The following is a 20,665-nucleotide window of genomic DNA, read 5'->3' on the forward strand; positions in this document are numbered from 1 at the left end:
TAAGTAGAGATCTGATATGTCCAATCAATTTGATTTTCGCGCTGCTGCTAAACAAGTTCTTGATATCGAAGTTGCTGCTCTGCAAGAGCTAGATACCTACTTTGATGATCAATTTGAAAAAGCGTGTGAACTTATCCTTTCCAACAACGGCAAAGTTGTCGTTATGGGTATTGGCAAGTCAGGCCATATTGGTAACAAGATTGCCGCCACTCTGGCAAGCACTGGGACTTCGGCGTTTTTCGTTCATCCAGGCGAAGCCGCACATGGTGACTTGGGTATGATTAGCCCTGGTGACATTGTGCTGGCAATTTCTAACTCTGGTGAATCAAACGAAATTCTGTCTCTATTTCCAGTATTAAAGCGCCTGAATATTAAGATCATCAGCATGACAGGTAAGCCAGAATCAAATATGGCCAAGCTGTCTGACTTACACCTGCAAATTACGGTACCTCAAGAAGCTTGTCCGTTAGGCCTGGCGCCAACTAGCAGTACGACTGCCACATTAGTGATGGGAGATGCATTAGCCGTAGCTCTGCTTCAAGCTCGTGGTTTTTCTGCCGAAGATTTTGCCCTATCTCACCCAGGTGGTGCACTGGGGAGAAAACTGCTACTTAAGTTGTCTGATATTATGCACTTTGGAGAAGCGTTACCTAAAGTTTCTCCTGACGCATTAATTCGCGATGCCCTGCTTGAAATTTCAGAAAAGGGGTTAGGCATGACAGCCATCGTCGATGAGCACGATGCTATGCTTGGTATATTCACCGATGGTGATTTACGTCGTACCTTAGACAAGCGTATCGATATTCATACGACGGCAATTGGCGAGGTCATGACGACAAACCCAACCACAGCACACCCTGATATGCTGGCGGTTGAAGGTTTGAACTTGATGCAGAATAAAAACATTAACGCTCTGATTTTATGTAAAGACGAAAAAATTGTGGGTGCACTGAACATGCACGATTTACTAAAAGCTGGCGTGATGTAATATCAGCACAAACATTTAAATCATTTATTAGACGAATAAAGGCAATGGTCAGGGAAGTACTGAGCTAAACGATAGGCCTTCATTATATGAGTTTTACTCGCCTTATTTATTTGCTCTTGATCTTCGTTGTAGCGTGGTGCGGTTATTACCTACTAACCCCTAAAGGCAACGACGCAATTCAAGTAGCACCAGATTCTGAACTGCCCATGTTCAGTGGTTCTGGATTAGAAAACATCACCTACGGTGAAGATGGTGTCCGCAGTTACATCATTCGCTCCACTAACTTAGACCATTATGCTAAGAGTGGAGATACTATTTTTAATAACCCGACTTTGATGGTTTACCGTGAAGGTAGCGTCATTGAATGGAAGGTGACTGCCACAAGAGCAGTGTTAGATGAAGACCAAGTTTTGACTTTATATGACAAAGTCTTAATGCAAAATCTTCTGCCTGGTGCGAGTTTTGATACCATGGCAACAGACAAATTGGTCATTAATCTAACCAATCGTGATTTTAAAGCTGACCAACAAGTGATGTTGGTTGGACCACAATTTGAAACTACTGGAGGCGCAATGCAAGGCAACTTAAAACAGCATACTGCGACTCTGACAGATGAAGTTCAAGGTCGATATGAAACCGTTACACCTTAGCCTACTGGCACTGGTATTGGCGGCGCCTCAAGCGCTGGCACTCAAGTCGGATACTCAACAGCCGGTTTACATAAACTCTGACACCCAACAGGTTGATATGAAGAGTAACCAGGTTGTTTTTGAAGGCGATGTATCTCTTAAGCAAGGGAGCATCAATATCGATGCTGATAGAATCGTGGTAACTCGCGATCCTAAAACCGAAGCAATTAAACAGATTCAAGCATTTGGTAAACCTGCGAAGTTTTCTCAGCTGATGGACGATGGTAAAACACTTAGTGGTCAAGCTACGGAGTTGGATTACCGTATTTCTACAGACGAACTGACCATGAAAGGTCAAGCGCAGCTGGCACAAGACAACAACACCATCAAAGGTTCTTCGATTCGTTACCAAATTGGTAAACAAAAGCTAGTCGCAGATAGCTCTAAGGAAGAGCGCGTTACGACCATTTTGCAACCCAATCAGATAGAGAACTAATATGGCAGTACTGAGTGCGAAAAACTTGGCGAAAAGCTACAAAAAACGCAAAGTCGTCACTGATGTTAGCTTAGAAGTTGAATCTGGTCAGATTGTTGGGCTACTCGGTCCAAACGGTGCGGGTAAAACCACCTCGTTTTACATGATTGTCGGCTTAGTACCTCGCGATGAAGGCACCATTACCATTGACGACAATGACATCAGTATTTTGCCGATGCATAGCCGTTCACGACTTGGCATTGGCTATCTTCCGCAAGAAGCGTCGATTTTCCGTAAGCTTTCAGTAGAAGATAACATCATGGCCGTACTTGAAACTCGTCAAGAAATGACGAGGGAAGAGCGCCAAGATAAACTGGAAGATTTGTTGGAAGAATTCCACATCCAGCACATCAGAACCAGTGCTGGTATGGCACTATCAGGGGGTGAGCGACGCAGGGTGGAAATCGCTCGAGCTTTAGCGGCCAACCCTCAGTTCATTTTATTGGATGAACCTTTCGCTGGTGTTGACCCAATTTCGGTTAATGACATCAAGAAAATCATTGAGCATCTGCGCGATCGTGGTCTCGGAGTGTTAATCACTGACCATAATGTACGTGAAACACTGGACGTATGTGAAAAAGCCTATATCGTGAGCCAAGGGCACCTAATTGCATCGGGAACTCCGGCAGAAGTTCTCAATAATGAACAGGTGAAACAAGTTTATCTCGGCGAACAATTCCGTCTATGATTATATTAGGAACGGTAAGATTCTGAGCATTACAAGGTAAGTAACACTGAATGAAACCTTCATTACAACTCAAGCTAGGTCAGCAGTTAGCCATGACGCCACAGTTGCAGCAAGCGATTCGCTTATTGCAATTGTCGACACTCGATCTTCAACAAGAAATCCAAGAAGCGTTGGACTCAAACCCATTATTGGAAGTTGAAGAAGGCCAAGACGAGCCTCTAGCAAACGGTGAAGATAAGTCAGCGGTCGAGGCTGCTGATAGCAACAGTGCTAGCGAACCAACAGAAATTGACGTTCCAGATAGCTCCGATGTGATAGAGAAATCAGAAATTAGCTCTGAACTTGAAATCGACACGACTTGGGATGACGTCTACAGCGCGAATACTGGTAGCACTGGCTTAGCTCTTGATGATGATATGCCCGTCTACCAGGGCGAAACCACTGAATCATTACATGATTACCTCATGTGGCAGCTTGACCTAACACCATTCAGTGAAACCGACCGCACGATTGCATTAGCGATTATTGACGCTGTTGACGACTACGGCTATTTAACTTTGTCGCCTGAAGAGATTCATGAGAGCTTCGATAATGAAGAGATAGAGTTAGATGAAGTAGAAGCTGTTCGTAAACGCATTCAACAATTCGATCCTCTTGGCGTTGCATCGCGTAACTTACAAGAATGTTTGTTACTGCAACTGACGACCTTCCCAGAAGACACGCCATGGCTTGCTGAAGCCAAAATGATACTTGCGGATCATATTGATCACCTAGGCAACCGTGACTACAAGCTCGTCATCAAAGAGACTAAGCTGAAAGAAGCCGATCTGCGTGAAGTCTTAAAGCTTATCCAACAGTTAGATCCTCGTCCAGGTAGTCGCATCACTCCTGATGATACCGAGTACGTAATTCCAGACGTATCCGTTTTTAAAGACAATGGCAAATGGACCGTTTCTATAAACCCGGATAGCGTGCCAAAATTAAAAGTAAATCAACAATATGCTCAATTAGGCAAAGGTAATAGCGCAGATAGCCAGTACATCCGCAGCAATTTGCAAGAGGCAAAATGGTTAATTAAGAGCTTAGAGAGTAGAAACGAGACGCTACTCAAAGTTGCAAGATGTATTGTTGAACATCAACAAGATTTCTTCGAGTATGGTGAGGAAGCCATGAAGCCAATGGTACTCAATGATGTCGCTTTGGCTGTGGACATGCATGAATCCACGATTTCTCGTGTAACAACGCAAAAATTTATGCATACACCACGTGGTATTTTTGAATTGAAGTACTTCTTCTCTAGCCATGTTAGTACTGACAACGGCGGAGAATGTTCGTCAACAGCAATTCGTGCACTCATTAAAAAACTGGTCGCAGCAGAGAATACTGCCAAACCACTGAGTGATAGCAAGATTGCTGCTCTTCTGGCTGACCAAGGGATTCAGGTCGCAAGACGTACGATAGCCAAATATCGCGAATCCTTGGGAATTGCCCCTTCAAGTCAGCGTAAACGCCTATTATAAGGCACTAACTGAAAAGGAAAGTCTATGCAAATCAATATTCAAGGCCATCACGTTGATCTTACCGATTCAATGCAAGACTATGTAAATTCTAAGTTTCAGAAGCTCGAAAGGTTCTTCGACCATATCAATCAAGTGCATGTTGTACTAAAAGTTGAAAAAATTACTCAAATCGCGGAAGCTACGCTTCATATAAATCAAGGCGAAATCCACGCATCAGCCGATGACGAAAATATGTATGCCGCGATCGATTCGCTGGTAGATAAATTGGTTCGCCAACTTAATAAGCACAAAGAAAAACTAAACAGTCATTAATCATGCAACTGAGCGAAATACTGTCATTGGACTGCACCAAAAGTGCGGTCCACTGCACGAGTAAAAAACGCGCCCTTGAAATGATCAGCCGTATCGTGGCTGATCAAACGGGCCAAGATTCTACCGAGCTGTTCGAATGCATGCTCAATAGAGAAAAAATGGGCAGTACCGGTATCGGAAACGGTATTGCGATCCCTCACGCGAGAATGCAATCAAGCGACAAGGCCATTGCTGTCTTACTACAATGTGATGAAGCAATCGAATTTGATGCGATTGACAATCGACCTGTCGATCTTCTTTTTGCGCTCCTTGTACCAGAAGAACAGTGCAAAGAGCACCTCAAGACTCTATCCTCTATGGCAGAACGTCTGAGCGATAAGCAAGTATTAAAACTACTGCGTAATGCTCAGAGTGATGAAGAACTTTACGACATCATGATTCACCAATAAGCAGGACTAACTCCATGCGACTAATCGTTGTTAGCGGGCACTCAGGTGCCGGTAAAAGTATTGCGCTTCGTGTACTGGAAGACTTAGGTTACTACTGTGTTGATAACCTGCCAGTTAACTTGCTGGACGCATTTGTTCATTCTGTTGCTGACAGCAAACAGAATGTTGCAGTCAGCATTGATATTCGTAATATTCCTAAAAAGCTAAAAGAACTGACGAGTACACTAGAACAGTTAAAAACTGAGCTTGATGTGACCGTGCTTTTCTTGGACGCTAATAAAGAAACGCTACTCAAACGCTACAGCGAAACACGCCGAATTCACCCGTTATCTTTAGGTGGCACCTCCCTCTCGCTCGATCAAGCCATCGAGCGTGAGAAGCAAATTTTGACGCCACTCAAAGCGCATGCAGATCTGGTCCTAAATAGTAGTGGGCAGTCTTTGCATGAATTGAGTGAAACCGTGCGTATGCGCGTTGAAGGCAGAGATCGCAAAGGGCTCGTTATGGTATTTGAGTCTTTTGGTTTTAAATACGGCCTGCCTTCCGATGCCGATTACGTATTTGACGTTCGCTTCTTACCTAACCCACATTGGGAACCAGCACTACGCCCACTTACAGGTTTGGATGCTCCTATCGCCGCATTTTTAGAGCAACACCAATCGGTGTTAAGTTTGAAATATCAAATTGAAAGCTTTATAGAGAATTGGTTACCTCTGCTTGAGAAAAACAACCGCAGCTACCTGACCGTTGCAATCGGTTGTACTGGTGGTAAGCACCGCTCGGTGTACTTAACTCAGCAAATCGGTGAATACTTCGCCAACAAAGGACACCAAGTACAAATTCGCCATACCTCACTAGAGAAAAACGCTAAGGAGTAGCCGTGGAGTTAAGTCGTAAAGTATTGATTCAAAACCGCCTTGGCTTACATGCTCGTGCAGCAGTCAAACTGGTCGAACTGGCACAGAGCTTTGAAGCGGTCATCACCATCGACAATGAAGAAGACAAAACCGCCACAGCAGACAGCGTAATGGGCCTGTTAATGCTAGAGTCCTCTCAAGGGCAATACGTTACGATCCACGCAACGGGTGGGCAAGCGGAAGAAGCACTGGATGCCGTTTGCCACTTGATCGAAGATAAATTTGATGAAGGCGAGTAGTTTACTCGCTTTTTTCTTACCTCCCATTATCTTTCTCTTCCCTGACCTAATAAATAAATTTGCTTAGTATCATAAGTTGTTATTAAAAGGCGCCTAGAATTAAGTTATTATTCAACGCATTGTAAATATCAGGAATTGGGAGGAATGAATGGCAGAGCAAATTGAATTCGACCAAGCTCACCAAGCCCTCCAAGAAGTCACAGAAGCGCTAGAAAATGGCCGCTTCGTCCATGTTCGTCGTCAATTACAGGACATGGAACCTGAGGATATCGCTCACCTTTTAGAAGCCTCCCCACGGAAGAGCCGTGAAGTTCTTTGGCAACTCACCGACCCTGAAGATTATGGTGAAATCCTTGACGAGCTGAACGAAGACGTCAAAGACAGCCTCGTATCCAAAATGGCACCAGAAGCGCTTGCAGAAGCGACAGAAGGCATGGATACCGATGACGTGGCTTACGTACTGCGTAGCTTGCCTGACAACCTGTCACGCGAAGTCCTGTCGCAAATGGACTCCTCTGACCGTCTACGGGTGGAAACCGCCCTATCCTACCCAGAAGACACCGCGGGTGGACTGATGAACACCGACGTCATCACAATTCGTGGTGACGTAGATGTGGACGTAGTTTTGCGTTATCTACGTATGAAAGGCGAGCTTCCAGAAGCTACGGATGCCCTGTATGTGATCGATGAAGAGAGTAAGCTCATCGGTGAACTGCCGATCACGACGCTTATTACCACTCAGCCAGACGTAAAAATCATTGATGTAATGGAAGACGCGGACGAGGCCATCACCGTCGATACTAGCGACTCAGATGTTGCGAGTCTGTTCGAACGCCGTAATTGGGTATCTGCACCTGTTGTTGATGAAAACTTGCATTTGGTCGGTCGTATCACCATCGATGACGTGGTTGACGTTATTCGTGAAGACGCGGAACACTCGATGATGAGTATGGCGGGTATGGACGATGACGAAGATACTTTCGCGCCTGTTGTAAAATCAGCTCGCAAACGCAGTATCTGGCTTGGCGCTAACGTATTAGCCGCCCTTGCTGCTGCTTCCGTTTCTAATATGTTTGAGGCCACATTAGATCAAATGGCGGCTATTGCGGTATTGATGACGATTGTTCCGTCCATGGGTGGTGTCGCTGGTAACCAAACCGTCGCACTAGTGATTCGTGGTCTTGCTCTTGGTCATATCGGTGACTCAAACAAACGTGAACTGTTAATGAAAGAAGCCTCGATCGGCTTACTCAACGGTATCATGTGGGCGCTGATTATTGGTGGTATTGTTGTTGCTTGGAAAGGTAACTGGATGCTCGGAGGAATCATTTCCGCCGCCATGCTGACCAACTTATTGGTCGCAGGTATTGCAGGAGTAACGATTCCAATCCTATTGAAAAAAATGAACATCGATCCTGCTTTAGCTGGTGGTATGGCATTAACAACGGTGACGGATGTGATTGGTTTATCTGTCTTCTTAGGGCTTGCCACAATACTGATTACCTAACAGAAAAAACGAAAAAGCCTGATGAACACATCAGGCTTTTTTGATTCTGAATTGCTAGAAAAGCTTATTCACCCGCCACTTTCATGGTATCCAGTAGGATAGAGCCCGTTTGGATTTGTGAGCGCGTTTCAATATCACTACCAACCGCCACAATCTTGGTGAACATGTCTTTTAGATTACCTGCGATGGTAATTTCTGATACTGGGTATTGGATCTCGCCATTCTCAACCCAGAAGCCTGCGGCACCGCGAGAGTAATCACCCGTTACCACGTTCACACCTTGTCCCATGACTTCTGTCACTAGAAGACCAGTACCGAGCTCTTTAAGCATTTGTTCGAAGTTTTGGCCTGTCGACTTCACGTACCAGTTATGAATCCCACCAGCGTGACCTGTCGGCGTCATCTTCATTTTACGTGCGGCATAACTGGTTAACAGATAAGTTGCTAGCACACCGTCGGTAATGATCTCACGGTCTTGAGTGTACACACCTTCACTATCGAATGGACTTGATGCCAAACCACGCAATACATGCGGACGTTCTGAGATATTGAACCATTCAGGAAGCACTTGTTTGCCTAGATGGTCAAGTAAGAAAGAAGATTTTCGGTACAGGTTACCACCGCTGATCGCCATAACGAGATGGCCAATCAAGCCTGTCGCAACATCAGCCGCAAACATGATTGGGTATTGACCAGTTTTTAGACGCTGCGCATCTAAGCGGTTAACCGTATTCTCTGCCGCCTTACGACCCACCGTTTCTGGGGTCCATAAGTCATCACGATGACGTGCCACGGTGTAGCTGTAATCACGTTCCATCTCGCCGTTTTGACCAACGCCAATTACACAACAGCTAGTACTATGGCGGCTAGACGCATAACTAGCTAATAAGCCATGGCTATTGCCATACACTTTCACGCCGTAATGACTATCATAACTCGCGCCATCACTTTGCTTGATTGCATTGTTATAACTTAGCGCCTCTTTTTCTGCTGCAATCGCCACATTGGCAGCATAGTCTGGATCGGGTGCGTCAGGGTGGAAAAGATCAAGCTCAGGGATCTCTTGCACCATGTATTCTTTTGCTGCAGGGCCTGCAAATGGGTCTTCAGATGTGTAATGTGCAATATCTAGCGCCGCTATAACGGTTTGCTCGATTGCAGCTTCACTTAAATCAGACGTGGAAGCACTGCCTTTGCGTTGACCTCGGTAAACGGTAATGCCCAGCGCACCATCGCTGTTGAACTCGACATTTTCTACTTCACCCATACGAGTTGAAACACTTAAACCAGTGCTTTTAGTAATTGCGACTTCGGCGGCGTCAGATTTTGCCGATGCAAGCTTTAAAGCTCTTGCGACGGCTTGCTCTAGCTCGGTACGTTGCTCAGCAACCTGCTGTTTAATATCCATTGTCTTTCACATCTTGTCTTTGATGAACAATAGGATAACAAGAATTTCGCTTTCTCCCCATGATTCTTGTTAAAATAGTCATAATATTAATCAAAACACAGGCAACTGAAATGGCACGTAAGAATCAAAAAGCGCCATGGGAACCAGAAGAAGAGATCATCTGGGTAAGTAAATCCGAGATGAAGCGAGACATGGAAGAACTGCAAAAGCTAGGTGAGGAGCTTGTCGGCCTCAAACCTTCAGTTCTAGAAAAGTTTCCATTGAGCGAAGATTTGCGAGAAGCAATTGCTGACGCGCAACGCTTTAAAAATGAAGCGCGTCGTCGCCAATTACAACGTATCGGTAAATTGATGCGTTACGAAGATCCAGAGCCAATCCAAGCCGCACTGGATAAAATTCGTAATAAGCACTCTCAATTAACGGCGGTATTCCACAAACTTGAAGCGTTGCGTGATCGCGTAGTGGAAGAAGGTGACAAAGCCATTGATGACGTAATGGAAATGTACCCAGAAGCGGATCGTCAGCGTCTACGCCAACTTGCTCGCCAAGCAGCGAAAGAGAAAAAAGCTGGGAAACCAGCAAAAGCGTACCGCGAAATCTTTCAGATCCTTAAAGGTCTAAACGAAGAAGAGTTTTAATTCGACGGCTCAAGCAATGAGCATTCGATTTAAACGCAAAAAGCAGACGTCAATGTCTGCTTTTTTATCTTTGGTTTTACTGTCAGAGTTACACTAAGCGATTAACGCGGTCTCCGCGCTCGAAAGCGTTAATGTTCTCAATCAAGATTTCCGCTAAACGTTGGATAGATGAGTCGCTGCCCCATGCAACATGCGGTGTCAGTAACAAATTAGGTAAACTCATATTGGCAATCAGCGGATTGCTCTCATCAGCCGGTTCTTGTGTAAAAACATCAAAACCAGCCGCTGCAATTTCTTGCTGTTTTAAGGCATCCACCAGTGCGCTCTCATCCACCAAACCTCCACGCCCTGTATTAATCAAAATGGCGTTGGACTTCATTTGTTGCAACTCTGCTTGACCAATTAAATTCTGAGTATGATCGTTGAGCGGGCAATGCAAGGTCAGCGCATCGGAGCGTTTTAATACTTCCTCAAACGGCACATAACCAGACCGACATTCTGCCGCCCCTTTACGCTCAGAAAACAACACGGTCATTCCTAACGCTTGAGCCAGATTCGCCGTCGCTTGCCCTAGCGCCCCGCTACCAACAACACCTAACGTGCTACCACCAATATCCCCGATTGGGTGCGTAAAAAAACAAAACTGCTGGTTACGCTGCCACTCACCTGCGGCAATATCTTGGTGGTACCCAAATAAATTCCGTCTTAAAGCGAATAACATTGCCATCACATGCTCGGGCACCGAACGCGTCGCGTAACCACGTACATTAGCAACCGCAATATCATGATTAGCACAGTAGTTCACATCGACGTTGTTAAAACCAGTTGCGGCAACCGCGATCATCCGTAATTTTGGTAGTTGCTCTAATACATGTTGGTCAAGCAGGACTTTATTGCTAATCACGATATCGGCATCGGCTAACCTTTCTATTACCTGCCCAGGCGCAGTTAGGTCGTACTCACGCCAGTGGTGCGGAAAGCTAGGTCGTGGGATCTCAATATGTTCTGGGATGGTCGCTCGATCTAAAAATACGATGCTTGGCAAAGACATAACAACTCCTTGTTCACGGCTGAAAGACAGGATACATCAACCACAGTAACGAAATAGCCAAAAATAGCGAACTAGAAAGAACCGCTGTTAGTGCAATTGGCATTAAGGGTGTGGCAACGTTTTATAATCAGGCAATGTACGCTCTGGCGAAAAATAGTTAAAGATCATCGCCTCGGCTTCAGAATAAAAGTCACAGGGTACAAAAATACTGCTCAGCTGATCCGTAGCTGGATGATAAAAACTTAGCTCCGCAGCGTGCAACTCTAAACGTTCTGAAAACTGATACGCCTCTTCGCTTGCATAAAACTCATCACCCACAATCGCATGACCAATCGCCATCAAATGCACGCGTAACTGATGCGATCGACCAGTAATGGGGAGTAACCGCACAACGGTCGTATGGGTGCCATCAGGGTGCACTTCACGCTTCACTACTTGGAATAAAGTTTGAGATGGTTTGCCGTCGTCAAAACATACTTTTTGTCGTGGACGATTTGGCCAATCACAATTTAATGGAAGATCAATATTCCCTTCTTGCGACTCAACATGCCCCCAAACACGTGCGTAATACACCTTGTGAGTGAGGCGATATTGGAACTGCTTTTTTAATGCTCGCTCCGCGGGTTTGTTTTTCGCCAGCAACATCAACCCTGATGTCGACATATCCAAGCGATGCACAACTTGAATTTCTGGATGCAACTCTTTGAGGCGGCTCCACATGCTGTCGTAATGCTCTGCAAGGCGACCAGGGACAGACAGCAGCCCTGATGGCTTATTCACTGCCAGAATGTCGTCATCCTCAAAAACGATATCAACCCAAGGGTCGGTGGGAGGGGTATATTCAAGCATTGCCATGGGAGATCTCTACAAAATAAAAACGCCGCGATTATATACCCAAATAGCACCCAGATGCAGGATTCTGAAGAAAAGTTCAACCCAATAAAACAAAGTCAATCCTTTAGCATAAAAACTAAAAATAGCACGTTGTAAATTTAGTTTGACAACAAGACGCATAACTGAATAGAGTGCTAGATGCACACAGCATGATATTCGCAAAGAATACTTAAAATAAATACATCAAAACACAGCATTTAAAAGACATTACCGTTGCGCAGTATAGGGCGATCGCTCAGCTTGTCATGTACTGCGGTATGTATCTCTTTAGAAAGATACATAAGATAAAAAGGACAATAAGCAATGGACTCCGCCGTTATAGATAAACCCCAATCCAAACTTTCCTTATTTTTTCGTTCGCTAGGCCCCGGCATATTAATGGCATCTGCTGCGGTCGGTGGCTCTCACCTCGTGGCATCAACCAAGGCTGGTGCGATTTATGGTTGGCAATTGGCTGCACTGATTCTGCTCGTAAACCTGTTTAAATACCCTTTTTTCCGAGCGGGCGTACAGTACACCATGGGGACAGGGCTGACCTTGGTTGAGGGCTACGCGAAATTAGGTCGGCCTTATCTATGGCTATTTCTATTTCTGAGCGTGGTATCGGCCGTCATCAATACCGCCGCTTTGTTGATGTTTAGCGCTAGCTTGCTGGGCTACTTCATTCCGTTTTCACTATCAATGGCATCACTCAGCATCATTGTGATTGTCACCTGCCTGATCATATTATTTGCTGGCCATTACAAAGCGCTCGATACGCTATCTAAAGTGATCATGTCGGTGTTAACCATCGCGACTTTACTCGCTGTTTCTATCGCCTTTGGTAACCCTGTTGAACAAGTGGCCAACTTCGAGCCGCCGTCACCTTGGTCTATTGCGGCTATTGGTTTTATCGTTGTGACAATGGGGTGGATGCCTGCACCGATAGAGATCTCCTGTTTAACCTCAGCATGGCTAAAACGCCAATCAAGCCAGCAAGAAGTAACATACCGCTCTGCTCTATTTGACTTTAATGTCGGTTATATTGGCACGGCGTTTCTTGCCATTATCTTTGTATCGCTAGGCTCTTTGATGCTTTATGGTTCTGGCGTTGCGCTTGAAAGCTCTGGCGTTGGCTTCTCCCACCAATTGGTTGGCTTATATGCGGCAACGATTGGCGAATGGTCTCGTTACTTAATCGCGGTAATTGCGTTTTTCTGTATCTTTGGCAGCACGATTACCGTTATTGATGGCTATTCGCGCGTTATTTCGGATTCTCAACGCCTACTGCGCTCACAACCAGACACTAACCCTAAAACCACTTCAGCGATCATGCTGGTAGTCTCCTTACTTGCATTAGGTATTGTGGTTTTCTGGGCTTCTGCGTTATTGCCTATGCTGAACTTTGCGATGATTCTCGCCTTTATGACCACGCCATTCTTTGCTCTGCTAAATTACACCTTAGTGAGCAAAACTGAGTTACCGGAGCCTTTGGCTGTTGGACCTAAACTAAAGTGGTTGTCGATTGCAGGCCTGATTTACTTGTTTGGCTTCTTGGCTGTATTTATCTGGTGGAAGTGGTTGATGTAAATGAGATAGCTATCAGTGATTAATGCATTCCGCATAAAGAAACTAAACCGTAAATAAAGAAAAAGGTCTTCAACTGAAGACCTTTTTTAATGAGCAATAAATACTTACTTAGTTGTGGCTCACCACAATCAAACGCAGCGAGTCGAGCTGAACCTGAGCTTGGTTGATATAACCAGTAAGCTCTTTAATTTGTGCGTCGATAGCTTCAATTTCTTCGTCACGAATATTTGGGTTCACCGCTTTCAGTGCTTGCAAACGCTCAAGCTCTGCATTCAAACTGTGCTGCATATCTTGATGAGCTTGTTTGCGTACTTCTTCGACCTTCTCTTCAATAAGAACATCACCGGCTTCAATTAAGCGGTGTACGTCTTTCTGTACCGACGTAACCAACTTGCTACCTAAGTGACGGTTTACAGGGCTGAGCTGGCGGTTAAAGCTTTCAAACTCCACTTGAGCAGACAAATCATTACCACGCGAGTCCATCATTAAACGGATTGGCGTTTTCGGTAAGAAGCGCGCGATACCACTGCGTTTTGGCGCTTGCGCATCTACCGCGTAAATCAACTCAAGAAGAATAGTCCCGACTGGTAACGCTTTGTTTTTCAATAGAGATACCGCAGACGTCCCCACCCCTTCACTCATAAGAAGATCGATACCACCCTGGATCATTGGGTGTTCCCAACTGATAAAGTGCATATCTTCACGAGATAAAGCCGTATCACGATCAAACGTGATCGTCGCTCCTTCGTATGGCAGACCTGGATAGCTTGGCACCATCATGTGCTCAGATGGGGTCACAATCAGGGCGTTTTCACCTTTATCGTCTTGATTCAAGCCAATCGTGTCAAAAAGAGAAAGTGCGAAGGTGACCAGATTGGTATCGCCGTCAGTTGATTCAATTTTCTCAACGATTTGTTGTGCTTTTTCCCCGCCATTTGAATGCATTTCTAATAGGCGATCACGGCCTTGCTCCAATTGGGATTTCAGCTCTTTATTCATTTTTGCTGACGCTTCAATGATCTCATCTAGCGTGCTGGTATCACCAGAGGCAAGAATTTCAATCAGATCATCGGAGTACTTATCGTAAACAGCACGGCCTGTTGGGCAGGTTTCCGCAAAAGCGTTCAGGCCTTCATCGAACCAACGTGCTAGGATCGCTTGCGATGTGCCTTTCAGGTAAGGAACATGAATGTCGATATCGCGATTTTGACCGATACGGTCCAAACGACCAATACGTTGCTCAAGCAAGTCTGGGTTGAATGGCAAGTCGAACATGACAAGTTGGTTGGCAAACTGGAAGTTACGACCTTCAGAGCCGATTTCGCTACAGATAAGAACTTGTGCTCCACCTTCTTCTTGCGCAAAGTAAGCCGCCGCTTTGTCACGTTCAAGAATCGACATACCTTCGTGGAAAACGGTGGCGCGGATACCTTCACGCTCACGCAGTGCTTGCTCCAATTGCAGTGCGGTACTCGCACGAGAAGCAATCACGAGGATTTTCTCGCTGCGCTTCTCTTTTACTTTTTCAAGCAACCAATTCACACGCGAGTCAAACTGCCACCAGCTCGCGTCATCGCCTTCAAATTCTTGGAAAATTTCTTCCGGGTAAAGGTTCTTCATCGCACGTGCTTCAGAACTCATCTTACCGCCAATCATCCCAGCAACACGCATTGATGTAGTGTATTGCGGTGGAATATCCATTGGCATCAGATGCACGTTACGCTTAGGGAAGCCTTTGATGGCCGCGCGCGTGTTACGGAACAGAACACGCCCTGTACCATGACGATCCATCAAGTTATCGATCAGCTCTTGGCGTGCCGACGCTTTAGCTTCTTCGTCCGCTTCACTTTCGATAATGCGGAAAAGTGGTTCTACGTCTTGTTCAGACAACAACTCAGTGATCTGGTTTTTTGCTTCATTAGGTAGCTTTTCACCGGAAAAGAGTGAAGTAATCGCATCTGCTACGGGTGCGTATTGCTCTTCTTCCTCAACGAATGCTTCGTAATCATAGAAGCGGTCTGGATCCAACAAACGCAGACGAGCAAAGTGACTCTCACGACCAAGCTGCTCTGGCGTTGCAGTCAGTAGCAACACACCTGGAGTACGTTCAGCCAAGCCTTCTACCACTTGGTATTCACGGCTCGGTTTATCTTGGCTCCATTCAAGGTGATGCGCTTCATCGACAACCAGTAGGTCCCATTCACCTTCCAGTGCTTGTTCAAAACGCTTGCGGCTCTTGCGTAGGAAATCCAAAGAACACAGCACATATTGCTGAGTATCAAATGGGTTTTCTGCATCCGCAAACGCTTCGATACAGCGCTCTTCGTCAAAGATAGAGAAATGCAGATTGAAACGACGCATCATCTCAACCAGCCATTGATGCTGCAGTGTTTCAGGCACCACAATCAAAATGCGTTCGGCACGACCAGACAGAACTTGTTGGTGGATGATCATGCCCGCTTCGATGGTTTTACCCAAACCTACCTCATCCGCCAACAAGACGCGTGGCGCGTGACGACGGCCAACTTCGTGCGCGATGTAAAGCTGATGAGGGATCAAACCTGCACGCATACCACATAGGCCACGCATTGGGCTCTTATGCTGCTCAAACTGGTTGGTTAGCGCACGGTAACGCAGAACAAAGTTGTCCATACGGTCGATTTGACCGGCGTACAACTTATCTTGAGGTTTGTTAAAACGAATTTGGTTGCTAAGGAAAATCTCACGCAGAACAACAGCGGTTTCTTGCGTGTCTTCACGAGTACCGAAATAGGTGTAAAGACCTTCATCTTCCAGTACTTCTTCTACTTTTAGAGACCAACCTTCTTGGCAATCGATGACATCCCCAACATTAAAGGTGACTCGGGTAACAGGTGCATCGTTACGTGCGTAAACTCGGTTTTCCTCTGACGCTGCAAACATCAATGTCACAGTACGAGCATCCATTGCTACAACGGTACCTAAACCTAAATCGCTTTCCGTATCGCTAATCCAGCGCTGCCCCAAAGCAAATGTCATGAATTGACTACCTCGTTATTAGTTCTTGATTCGTGTTTCTTGTTGGTCTACTCATGCCCGTGGGCATGGATAATAGTTTAGATCTGATTCTGGCTTCTGCTATGCCGATAGCATTCGTCATTTCAGTATGAACTGAGTATTTTTTAAGCCAGCTCAACATGATAAATCGGACGTAGCCTATACGCAGAAAAAGGTCGCTAATCTTACTTGAAGCTGTGATTTAGGTCACGCCGAAACCGCACCAAGCAGAAACTTTTTTTCCCAAACTCTAAATGCAATCAAATTGTAAAATACTCATGCCAATTATTAAGTTGTAGAACGTAAATATTACGTATACTTCTAATGAGGGGCGTTTAAAACCATTGCATATGATTTAAGCGCGTTAGTACACGATTAGGATCAACACGGGTTTGCAGTAAGTTGTCTTGCTACTCGGTTGCACACTAGCCGACATCAGCCCGACAACCTCTATTGCAAGCAATCAGAGTTAGGTCACTTCACACCTATTTGGAAACGACCTAACAACTCGCATGCAGAGCCGTACTACGGCAAGGAGACGCTATGGGCGATACCGATCGGAAACTGTTTGTACTCGATACCAACATTCTTCTTCATGAACCCTTTGCCATCTTCTCTTTCCAAGAACACGATGTCGTTATCCCCATGACCGTGTTGGAAGAACTCGACCGAATCAAAGACAGCAAGCGCGACGTTGCAAGAGATGCGCGCGTAGCTATTCGCACCTTGGAAGATTTGTTTAAAGAAGCAACGCCAGATGAAATCTCTGAAGGTATTCCTGTTTCTAAAGACAACCCCGACCAAGGTACCATTTCCATTTTGGCGGATTTTGAACTGCAGGAAACCGTCAAAGCCTTCGCCGACAAGGCCGGTGACAACCGTATTCTCAACGCGGTGCTTTATCTGCAAAATAAACGTGCACCACGTGAAGTGGTACTGATCACGAAAGACATCAACATGCGTCTGCGAGCCAAAGGGGCTGGTGTACGCTTTGTTGAGGACTATAGAACCGACCAACTGATTGACGACATTCAATACCTAACCAAAGGCTTTCAATTGCGTGAAGGTGATTTCTGGAGCGGTATTGAGGAAGTAGAAAGCTATGCACTGGGCGGAAAAACTTACCACAAACTCAGTCGCGAACCCTTCGACCCAACCTTTATCAACCAATACGTTATTGATGAAGACAGTGACTTTGCTGGTCGCGTAGAAACCATCAATGAAGACAAGCTAACGCTTCTCGACCTGAGCCGCGAACGTCTAATGCATCGTAAGGCTTGGGACATCACACCTAAAAATATCTACCAGGGAATGGCGTTAGATGCCTTACTCGATCCAGAAATTGACTTGGTGATTCTAACGGGTGCAGCGGGTAGTGGTAAGACATTACTGGCAATGGCAGCAGCATTGGAGCAAACCATTGAAAAAAGCATGTTCGATAAAATTATCGTAACACGTAACACGCCAGATATCGGTGAATCCATCGGCTTCTTACCCGGCTCCGAAGAGGAGAAAATGATGCCGTGGTTAGCGGCGGTGACCGATACCTTGGAAGCACTACATAAACACGATCACTGCACTGAAGGCTCATTGAAGTACATCTGCGATAAAGCCAACATTCAATTTAAATCGATCAACTTTATGCGTGGCCGTTCGATTCAAAATGCGTTTGTACTGCTTGATGAGTGTCAAAACCTCACTGCATCACAAATCAAAACCATCATTACCCGCTGTGGCGAAGGAACCAAAATCGTCTGCTCCGGTAACTTGGCGCAGATTGACTCTCATTACCTCACCCCAGTGACATCAGGATTGACGTACATGGTTGAGCGCTTCAAGAACTTTGAAGGCAGCGCAAATATTCACCTCAACGGTGTGGTTCGTAGCCGCTTGGCGGAATTTGCTGAAGAAAACCTGTAATTGACACCGACTCACAAAGCAAAAGAGCGCTCTAATGAGCGCTCTTTTTATAACGATTCGACTGAGTTACTCAGTGCCACCCACTGTCAGTGAGTCCAGCTTCAAGGTCGGCTGACCAACACCAACCGGCACACTTTGACCTGCTTTACCACATACGCCAACGCCCTTGTCGATACTTAAGTCGTTACCGACCATAGACACTTGCTGCATTGCTTCGATACCTGAGCCAATCAACGTCGCACCTTTAACAGGGCGCGTAATTTTACCGTTTTCAATCAAGTATGCTTCGGATGCAGAGAACACAAACTTACCCGAAGTAATGTCCACCTGGCCGCCACCAAAGTTTGGCGCATACAAACCTTTCTCGACCGTCGAGATAATTTCTTCTGGCGTATGTTCACCTGGAAGCATGTAGGTGTTGGTCATGCGAGGCATTGGCAAGTGTGCATACGACTCACGACGACCGTTACCCGTTGGATTTACACCCATGAGCCGCGCGTTTAGCTTGTCTTGCATATAGCCTTTCAGCACACCATTCTCGATAAGCGTGTTGTACTGACCGTTTACCCCTTCATCATCCACATTCAGTGAACCACGAAGGTCTTTTAACGTGCCGTCATCGACGATGGTACACAGCGAAGACGTCACTTGTTGACCCATTTTGCCAGAGAAAACCGAAGATTCCTTCCGGTTAAAATCACCTTCTAGGCCATGACCTACCGCTTCGTGTAGCAACACGCCAGGCCAGCCAGAACCCAATACCACTGGCATCATGCCAGCTGGTGCTGCTTCTGCTTCAAGGTTGATTAACGCCATGCGAATCGCTTCGTCTGCGTAATGAAAAGCTTGTTTCACACCATTGCTTTCCGTTAAAAAGAAATCGTAACCGAAACGGCCGCCGCCACCAGCACTACCGCGTTCACGTCGTTCACCTTTTTGTGCGAGCACGCTAATAGACAAACGCACCAAAGGACGAATATCGCCTGCATAAGTACCGTCTGTTGCCGCAACAAGCATCTGCTCATGCACACCGCTGATGCTGATCGAAACTTCTTTAATCAATGGTTCTTTAGTGCGGATGTAAGCATCTAGAGATTTGAGCAATTCTGTTTTTTGCTGCTTTTCCCATTCAGCTAGTGGATTCACAGCGGCGTAGTACGCTTGGTTTTCGGTGCGTTTAAACGCTTGGACTTTACCATTCTGCCCTTGCTGAGCAATACCGCGCGCCGCCATTGCACTCTGCTTCAGGCCTTCAGGCTGGATTTGATCAGAGTAGGCAAAGCCGGTTTTCTCGCCAGTTACTGCACGGACACCAACACCACAATCAATGTTAAAAGAGCCATCTTTGATGATGCTGTCTTCTAGAACCAGAGACTCATGCCAGCTGGACTGAAAGTAAATGTCCGCATAATCGATCTGGCGCGTCGCAATGCTGGCAAGCGTGTCAGCAATGTCTTGTTCTGTCAGACCATTTGGGGCAAGGAGTGCCTGTTCTATTTGGTTTGTGCTCATAGTTAGCTCTTTTATTTCCGTCTCAATTCATTTTGAAAGCGACTGTGTTGAGTCAGCGGCATATTCTGCCTTACTTGTTGGCTTTGTGACAAATCTATCTCAGTCACCAATAAACCTACTTCATCCTGAAGCTGTTTATGGATACGTCCCCAAGGGTCAACGACCATTGAGTGTCCCCATGTTTTTCGTCCACATGGATGCGTTCCAGTTTGTCCGCTTGCCAAAATCCAACATTGTGTCTCAATCGCTCTAGCTCGCAATAATACTTCCCAGTGAGCTTGCCCCGTCACAGCGGTAAACGCAGCGGGCACCACAATGATATCCGCCCCTTCTTGACGCAATACTTTATAAAGTTCTGGGAAACGTAAATCATAACAAATACTCAATCCAACACTGCCGATATCAGTTTCCGCAACGACTATTTGATTACCCGCCATAAACGTATCCGACTCACGATAACTACCATAACCATCGGCTACGTCGACATCAAACATATGCAGTTTGTCATAGTGAGCAATGCATTTACCGTGCGGCGGAAATACAAGTGTTGTGGTGGTGACACCTTTTGCGGTTTGAATGGGCATGCTTCCGACAATTAGCGTTAACTGGTTCTTTCTAGCGATTTCACAGAGCCGCTGTTGAATCATGCCACTGCCAAGTGGCTCTGCATGTTGATGATAAGCTTCGCGACTGGAAAATAGCACTGTATTTTCAGGAGTAAGAACAAGTTTGGCACCTTGCTTGCTCGCTAAAGCACACTGTTTTTCAATGAAGTCCAAATTCGCGTTAATATCCGGACCCGAAGTCATTTGAATAATGCCAACACGCTCCATGTGTTTCCTCCCTATTCCAT

The 20,665-nt window shown here is 45.8% G+C and carries 19 protein-coding genes; 13 read left to right on the forward strand and 6 right to left on the reverse strand.

Annotated elements, in window-relative coordinates; translation table 11 throughout:
• Positions 1-16: 16 nt before the first annotated feature.
• The 10 genes from kdsD to mgtE all read left to right on the forward strand — a co-directional run bounded on the left by kdsD (position 17) and on the right by mgtE (position 7,784).
• Complete coding sequence (gene kdsD, locus R7R24_RS18265; protein WP_005381104.1) at positions 17-988, forward strand: arabinose-5-phosphate isomerase KdsD; 972 nt, start codon at positions 17-19, stop codon at positions 986-988.
• 86 nt (positions 989-1,074) lie between these two features.
• Positions 1,075-1,638, forward strand: a complete 564-nt coding sequence (gene lptC, locus R7R24_RS18270; RefSeq protein WP_005381106.1) for an LPS export ABC transporter periplasmic protein LptC — start codon at positions 1,075-1,077, stop codon at positions 1,636-1,638.
• A complete protein-coding gene (lptA, locus tag R7R24_RS18275; protein ID WP_005381109.1) occupies positions 1,619-2,113 on the forward strand; it encodes a lipopolysaccharide transport periplasmic protein LptA in 495 nt (164 codons plus the stop codon). The genes lptC and lptA overlap by 20 nt, the downstream gene beginning before the upstream one ends.
• Before the next feature lies 1 nt (position 2,114).
• Entirely contained in the window at positions 2,115-2,840 is a 726-nt protein-coding gene (lptB, locus tag R7R24_RS18280; RefSeq protein WP_005381111.1) for an LPS export ABC transporter ATP-binding protein, read from the forward strand.
• Positions 2,841-2,890: 50 nt separating this feature from the next.
• Complete coding sequence (locus tag R7R24_RS18285) at positions 2,891-4,360, forward strand: RNA polymerase factor sigma-54 (RefSeq protein WP_005381112.1); 1,470 nt, start codon at positions 2,891-2,893, stop codon at positions 4,358-4,360.
• 24 nt (positions 4,361-4,384) lie between these two features.
• Positions 4,385-4,672: a ribosome hibernation promoting factor gene (gene hpf / locus R7R24_RS18290; RefSeq protein WP_005381114.1), complete on the forward strand. Its 288-nt coding sequence runs from the start codon at positions 4,385-4,387 to the stop codon at positions 4,670-4,672.
• Positions 4,673-4,674: 2 nt separating this feature from the next.
• Positions 4,675-5,121, forward strand: a complete 447-nt coding sequence (gene ptsN, locus R7R24_RS18295; protein WP_005381116.1) for a PTS IIA-like nitrogen regulatory protein PtsN — start codon at positions 4,675-4,677, stop codon at positions 5,119-5,121.
• Positions 5,122-5,135: 14 nt separating this feature from the next.
• On the forward strand, positions 5,136-5,999 hold the full coding sequence (rapZ, locus tag R7R24_RS18300) for an RNase adapter RapZ (RefSeq protein ID WP_005381118.1): 864 nt from the start codon (positions 5,136-5,138) through the stop codon (positions 5,997-5,999).
• Between the two features lie 2 nt (positions 6,000-6,001).
• Positions 6,002-6,277 (forward strand): HPr family phosphocarrier protein, encoded by a 276-nt coding sequence (locus R7R24_RS18305; RefSeq protein WP_213883817.1) that lies wholly within the window; start codon positions 6,002-6,004, stop codon positions 6,275-6,277.
• 148 nt (positions 6,278-6,425) lie between these two features.
• Complete coding sequence (mgtE, locus tag R7R24_RS18310; RefSeq protein ID WP_005381121.1) at positions 6,426-7,784, forward strand: magnesium transporter; 1,359 nt, start codon at positions 6,426-6,428, stop codon at positions 7,782-7,784.
• A 64-nt stretch (positions 7,785-7,848) separates the two neighbouring features.
• Here mgtE and pmbA read toward each other — a convergent pair whose 3' ends face one another.
• Positions 7,849-9,192 (reverse strand): metalloprotease PmbA, encoded by a 1,344-nt coding sequence (gene pmbA / locus R7R24_RS18315; protein ID WP_054577139.1) that lies wholly within the window; start codon positions 9,190-9,192, stop codon positions 7,849-7,851.
• Positions 9,193-9,302: 110 nt separating this feature from the next.
• Here pmbA and yjgA point away from each other — a divergent pair, with 110 nt between their 5' ends.
• The gene (gene yjgA / locus R7R24_RS18320; RefSeq protein ID WP_005381124.1) at positions 9,303-9,830 is read left to right on the forward strand and encodes a ribosome biogenesis factor YjgA; all 528 of its coding nucleotides are present in this window, start codon (positions 9,303-9,305) and stop codon (positions 9,828-9,830) included.
• An 88-nt stretch (positions 9,831-9,918) separates the two neighbouring features.
• On the opposite strand, the gene R7R24_RS18325 is transcribed toward yjgA, so the two are convergent.
• Together R7R24_RS18325 and R7R24_RS18330 are read right to left on the reverse strand one after the other, a co-directional pair.
• Positions 9,919-10,881, reverse strand: coding sequence for a D-2-hydroxyacid dehydrogenase (locus R7R24_RS18325; protein ID WP_191116192.1), 963 nt, complete (start codon positions 10,879-10,881; stop codon positions 9,919-9,921).
• A 102-nt stretch (positions 10,882-10,983) separates the two neighbouring features.
• Complete coding sequence (locus tag R7R24_RS18330; protein WP_053303451.1) at positions 10,984-11,736, reverse strand: pseudouridine synthase; 753 nt, start codon at positions 11,734-11,736, stop codon at positions 10,984-10,986.
• A gap of 342 nt (positions 11,737-12,078) precedes the next feature.
• Here R7R24_RS18330 and R7R24_RS18335 point away from each other — a divergent pair, with 342 nt between their 5' ends.
• A complete protein-coding gene (locus R7R24_RS18335) occupies positions 12,079-13,344 on the forward strand; it encodes an NRAMP family divalent metal transporter (protein WP_005381130.1) in 1,266 nt (421 codons plus the stop codon).
• A 108-nt stretch (positions 13,345-13,452) separates the two neighbouring features.
• Here R7R24_RS18335 and rapA read toward each other — a convergent pair whose 3' ends face one another.
• Positions 13,453-16,362, reverse strand: a complete 2,910-nt coding sequence (gene rapA / locus R7R24_RS18340) for an RNA polymerase-associated protein RapA (protein WP_005381132.1) — start codon at positions 16,360-16,362, stop codon at positions 13,453-13,455.
• Between the two features lie 561 nt (positions 16,363-16,923).
• Between rapA and R7R24_RS18345 the strand changes: the two genes are divergently transcribed.
• On the forward strand, positions 16,924-18,300 hold the full coding sequence (locus R7R24_RS18345) for a PhoH family protein (RefSeq protein WP_005381133.1): 1,377 nt from the start codon (positions 16,924-16,926) through the stop codon (positions 18,298-18,300).
• Between the two features lie 66 nt (positions 18,301-18,366).
• Here R7R24_RS18345 and tldD read toward each other — a convergent pair whose 3' ends face one another.
• Both tldD and R7R24_RS18355 read right to left on the reverse strand, forming a co-directional pair.
• Positions 18,367-19,812, reverse strand: a complete 1,446-nt coding sequence (gene tldD, locus R7R24_RS18350; RefSeq protein ID WP_005381134.1) for a metalloprotease TldD — start codon at positions 19,810-19,812, stop codon at positions 18,367-18,369.
• Between the two features lie 11 nt (positions 19,813-19,823).
• A complete protein-coding gene (locus R7R24_RS18355) occupies positions 19,824-20,645 on the reverse strand; it encodes a carbon-nitrogen hydrolase family protein (RefSeq protein WP_005381136.1) in 822 nt (273 codons plus the stop codon).
• Positions 20,646-20,665 lie beyond the last annotated feature (20 nt).

The organism is Vibrio sp. 704 (assembly GCF_033339295.1).

Excerpts from the sequence above, each read along its gene's own strand:
- R7R24_RS18330 (WP_053303451.1), bottom strand. The coding sequence starts at position 11,736 with ATGGCAATGCTTGAATATACCCCTCCCACCGACCCTTGGGTTGATATC.
- hpf (WP_005381114.1), top strand. The coding sequence starts at position 4,385 with ATGCAAATCAATATTCAAGGCCATCACGTTGATCTTACCGATTCAATG.
- rapA (WP_005381132.1), bottom strand. The coding sequence starts at position 16,362 with ATGACATTTGCTTTGGGGCAGCGCTGGATTAGCGATACGGAAAGCGAT.
- lptA (WP_005381109.1), top strand. The coding sequence starts at position 1,619 with ATGAAACCGTTACACCTTAGCCTACTGGCACTGGTATTGGCGGCGCCT.
- yjgA (WP_005381124.1), top strand. The coding sequence starts at position 9,303 with ATGGCACGTAAGAATCAAAAAGCGCCATGGGAACCAGAAGAAGAGATC.
- R7R24_RS18325 (WP_191116192.1), bottom strand. The coding sequence starts at position 10,881 with ATGTCTTTGCCAAGCATCGTATTTTTAGATCGAGCGACCATCCCAGAA.
- lptB (WP_005381111.1), top strand. The coding sequence starts at position 2,115 with ATGGCAGTACTGAGTGCGAAAAACTTGGCGAAAAGCTACAAAAAACGC.
- R7R24_RS18355 (WP_005381136.1), bottom strand. The coding sequence starts at position 20,645 with ATGGAGCGTGTTGGCATTATTCAAATGACTTCGGGTCCGGATATTAAC.
- lptC (WP_005381106.1), top strand. The coding sequence starts at position 1,075 with ATGAGTTTTACTCGCCTTATTTATTTGCTCTTGATCTTCGTTGTAGCG.
- kdsD (WP_005381104.1), top strand. The coding sequence starts at position 17 with ATGTCCAATCAATTTGATTTTCGCGCTGCTGCTAAACAAGTTCTTGAT.
- R7R24_RS18345 (WP_005381133.1), top strand. The coding sequence starts at position 16,924 with ATGGGCGATACCGATCGGAAACTGTTTGTACTCGATACCAACATTCTT.
- pmbA (WP_054577139.1), bottom strand. The coding sequence starts at position 9,192 with ATGGATATTAAACAGCAGGTTGCTGAGCAACGTACCGAGCTAGAGCAA.
- mgtE (WP_005381121.1), top strand. The coding sequence starts at position 6,426 with ATGGCAGAGCAAATTGAATTCGACCAAGCTCACCAAGCCCTCCAAGAA.
- R7R24_RS18285 (WP_005381112.1), top strand. The coding sequence starts at position 2,891 with ATGAAACCTTCATTACAACTCAAGCTAGGTCAGCAGTTAGCCATGACG.
- tldD (WP_005381134.1), bottom strand. The coding sequence starts at position 19,812 with ATGAGCACAAACCAAATAGAACAGGCACTCCTTGCCCCAAATGGTCTG.
- rapZ (WP_005381118.1), top strand. The coding sequence starts at position 5,136 with ATGCGACTAATCGTTGTTAGCGGGCACTCAGGTGCCGGTAAAAGTATT.
- R7R24_RS18335 (WP_005381130.1), top strand. The coding sequence starts at position 12,079 with ATGGACTCCGCCGTTATAGATAAACCCCAATCCAAACTTTCCTTATTT.
- ptsN (WP_005381116.1), top strand. The coding sequence starts at position 4,675 with ATGCAACTGAGCGAAATACTGTCATTGGACTGCACCAAAAGTGCGGTC.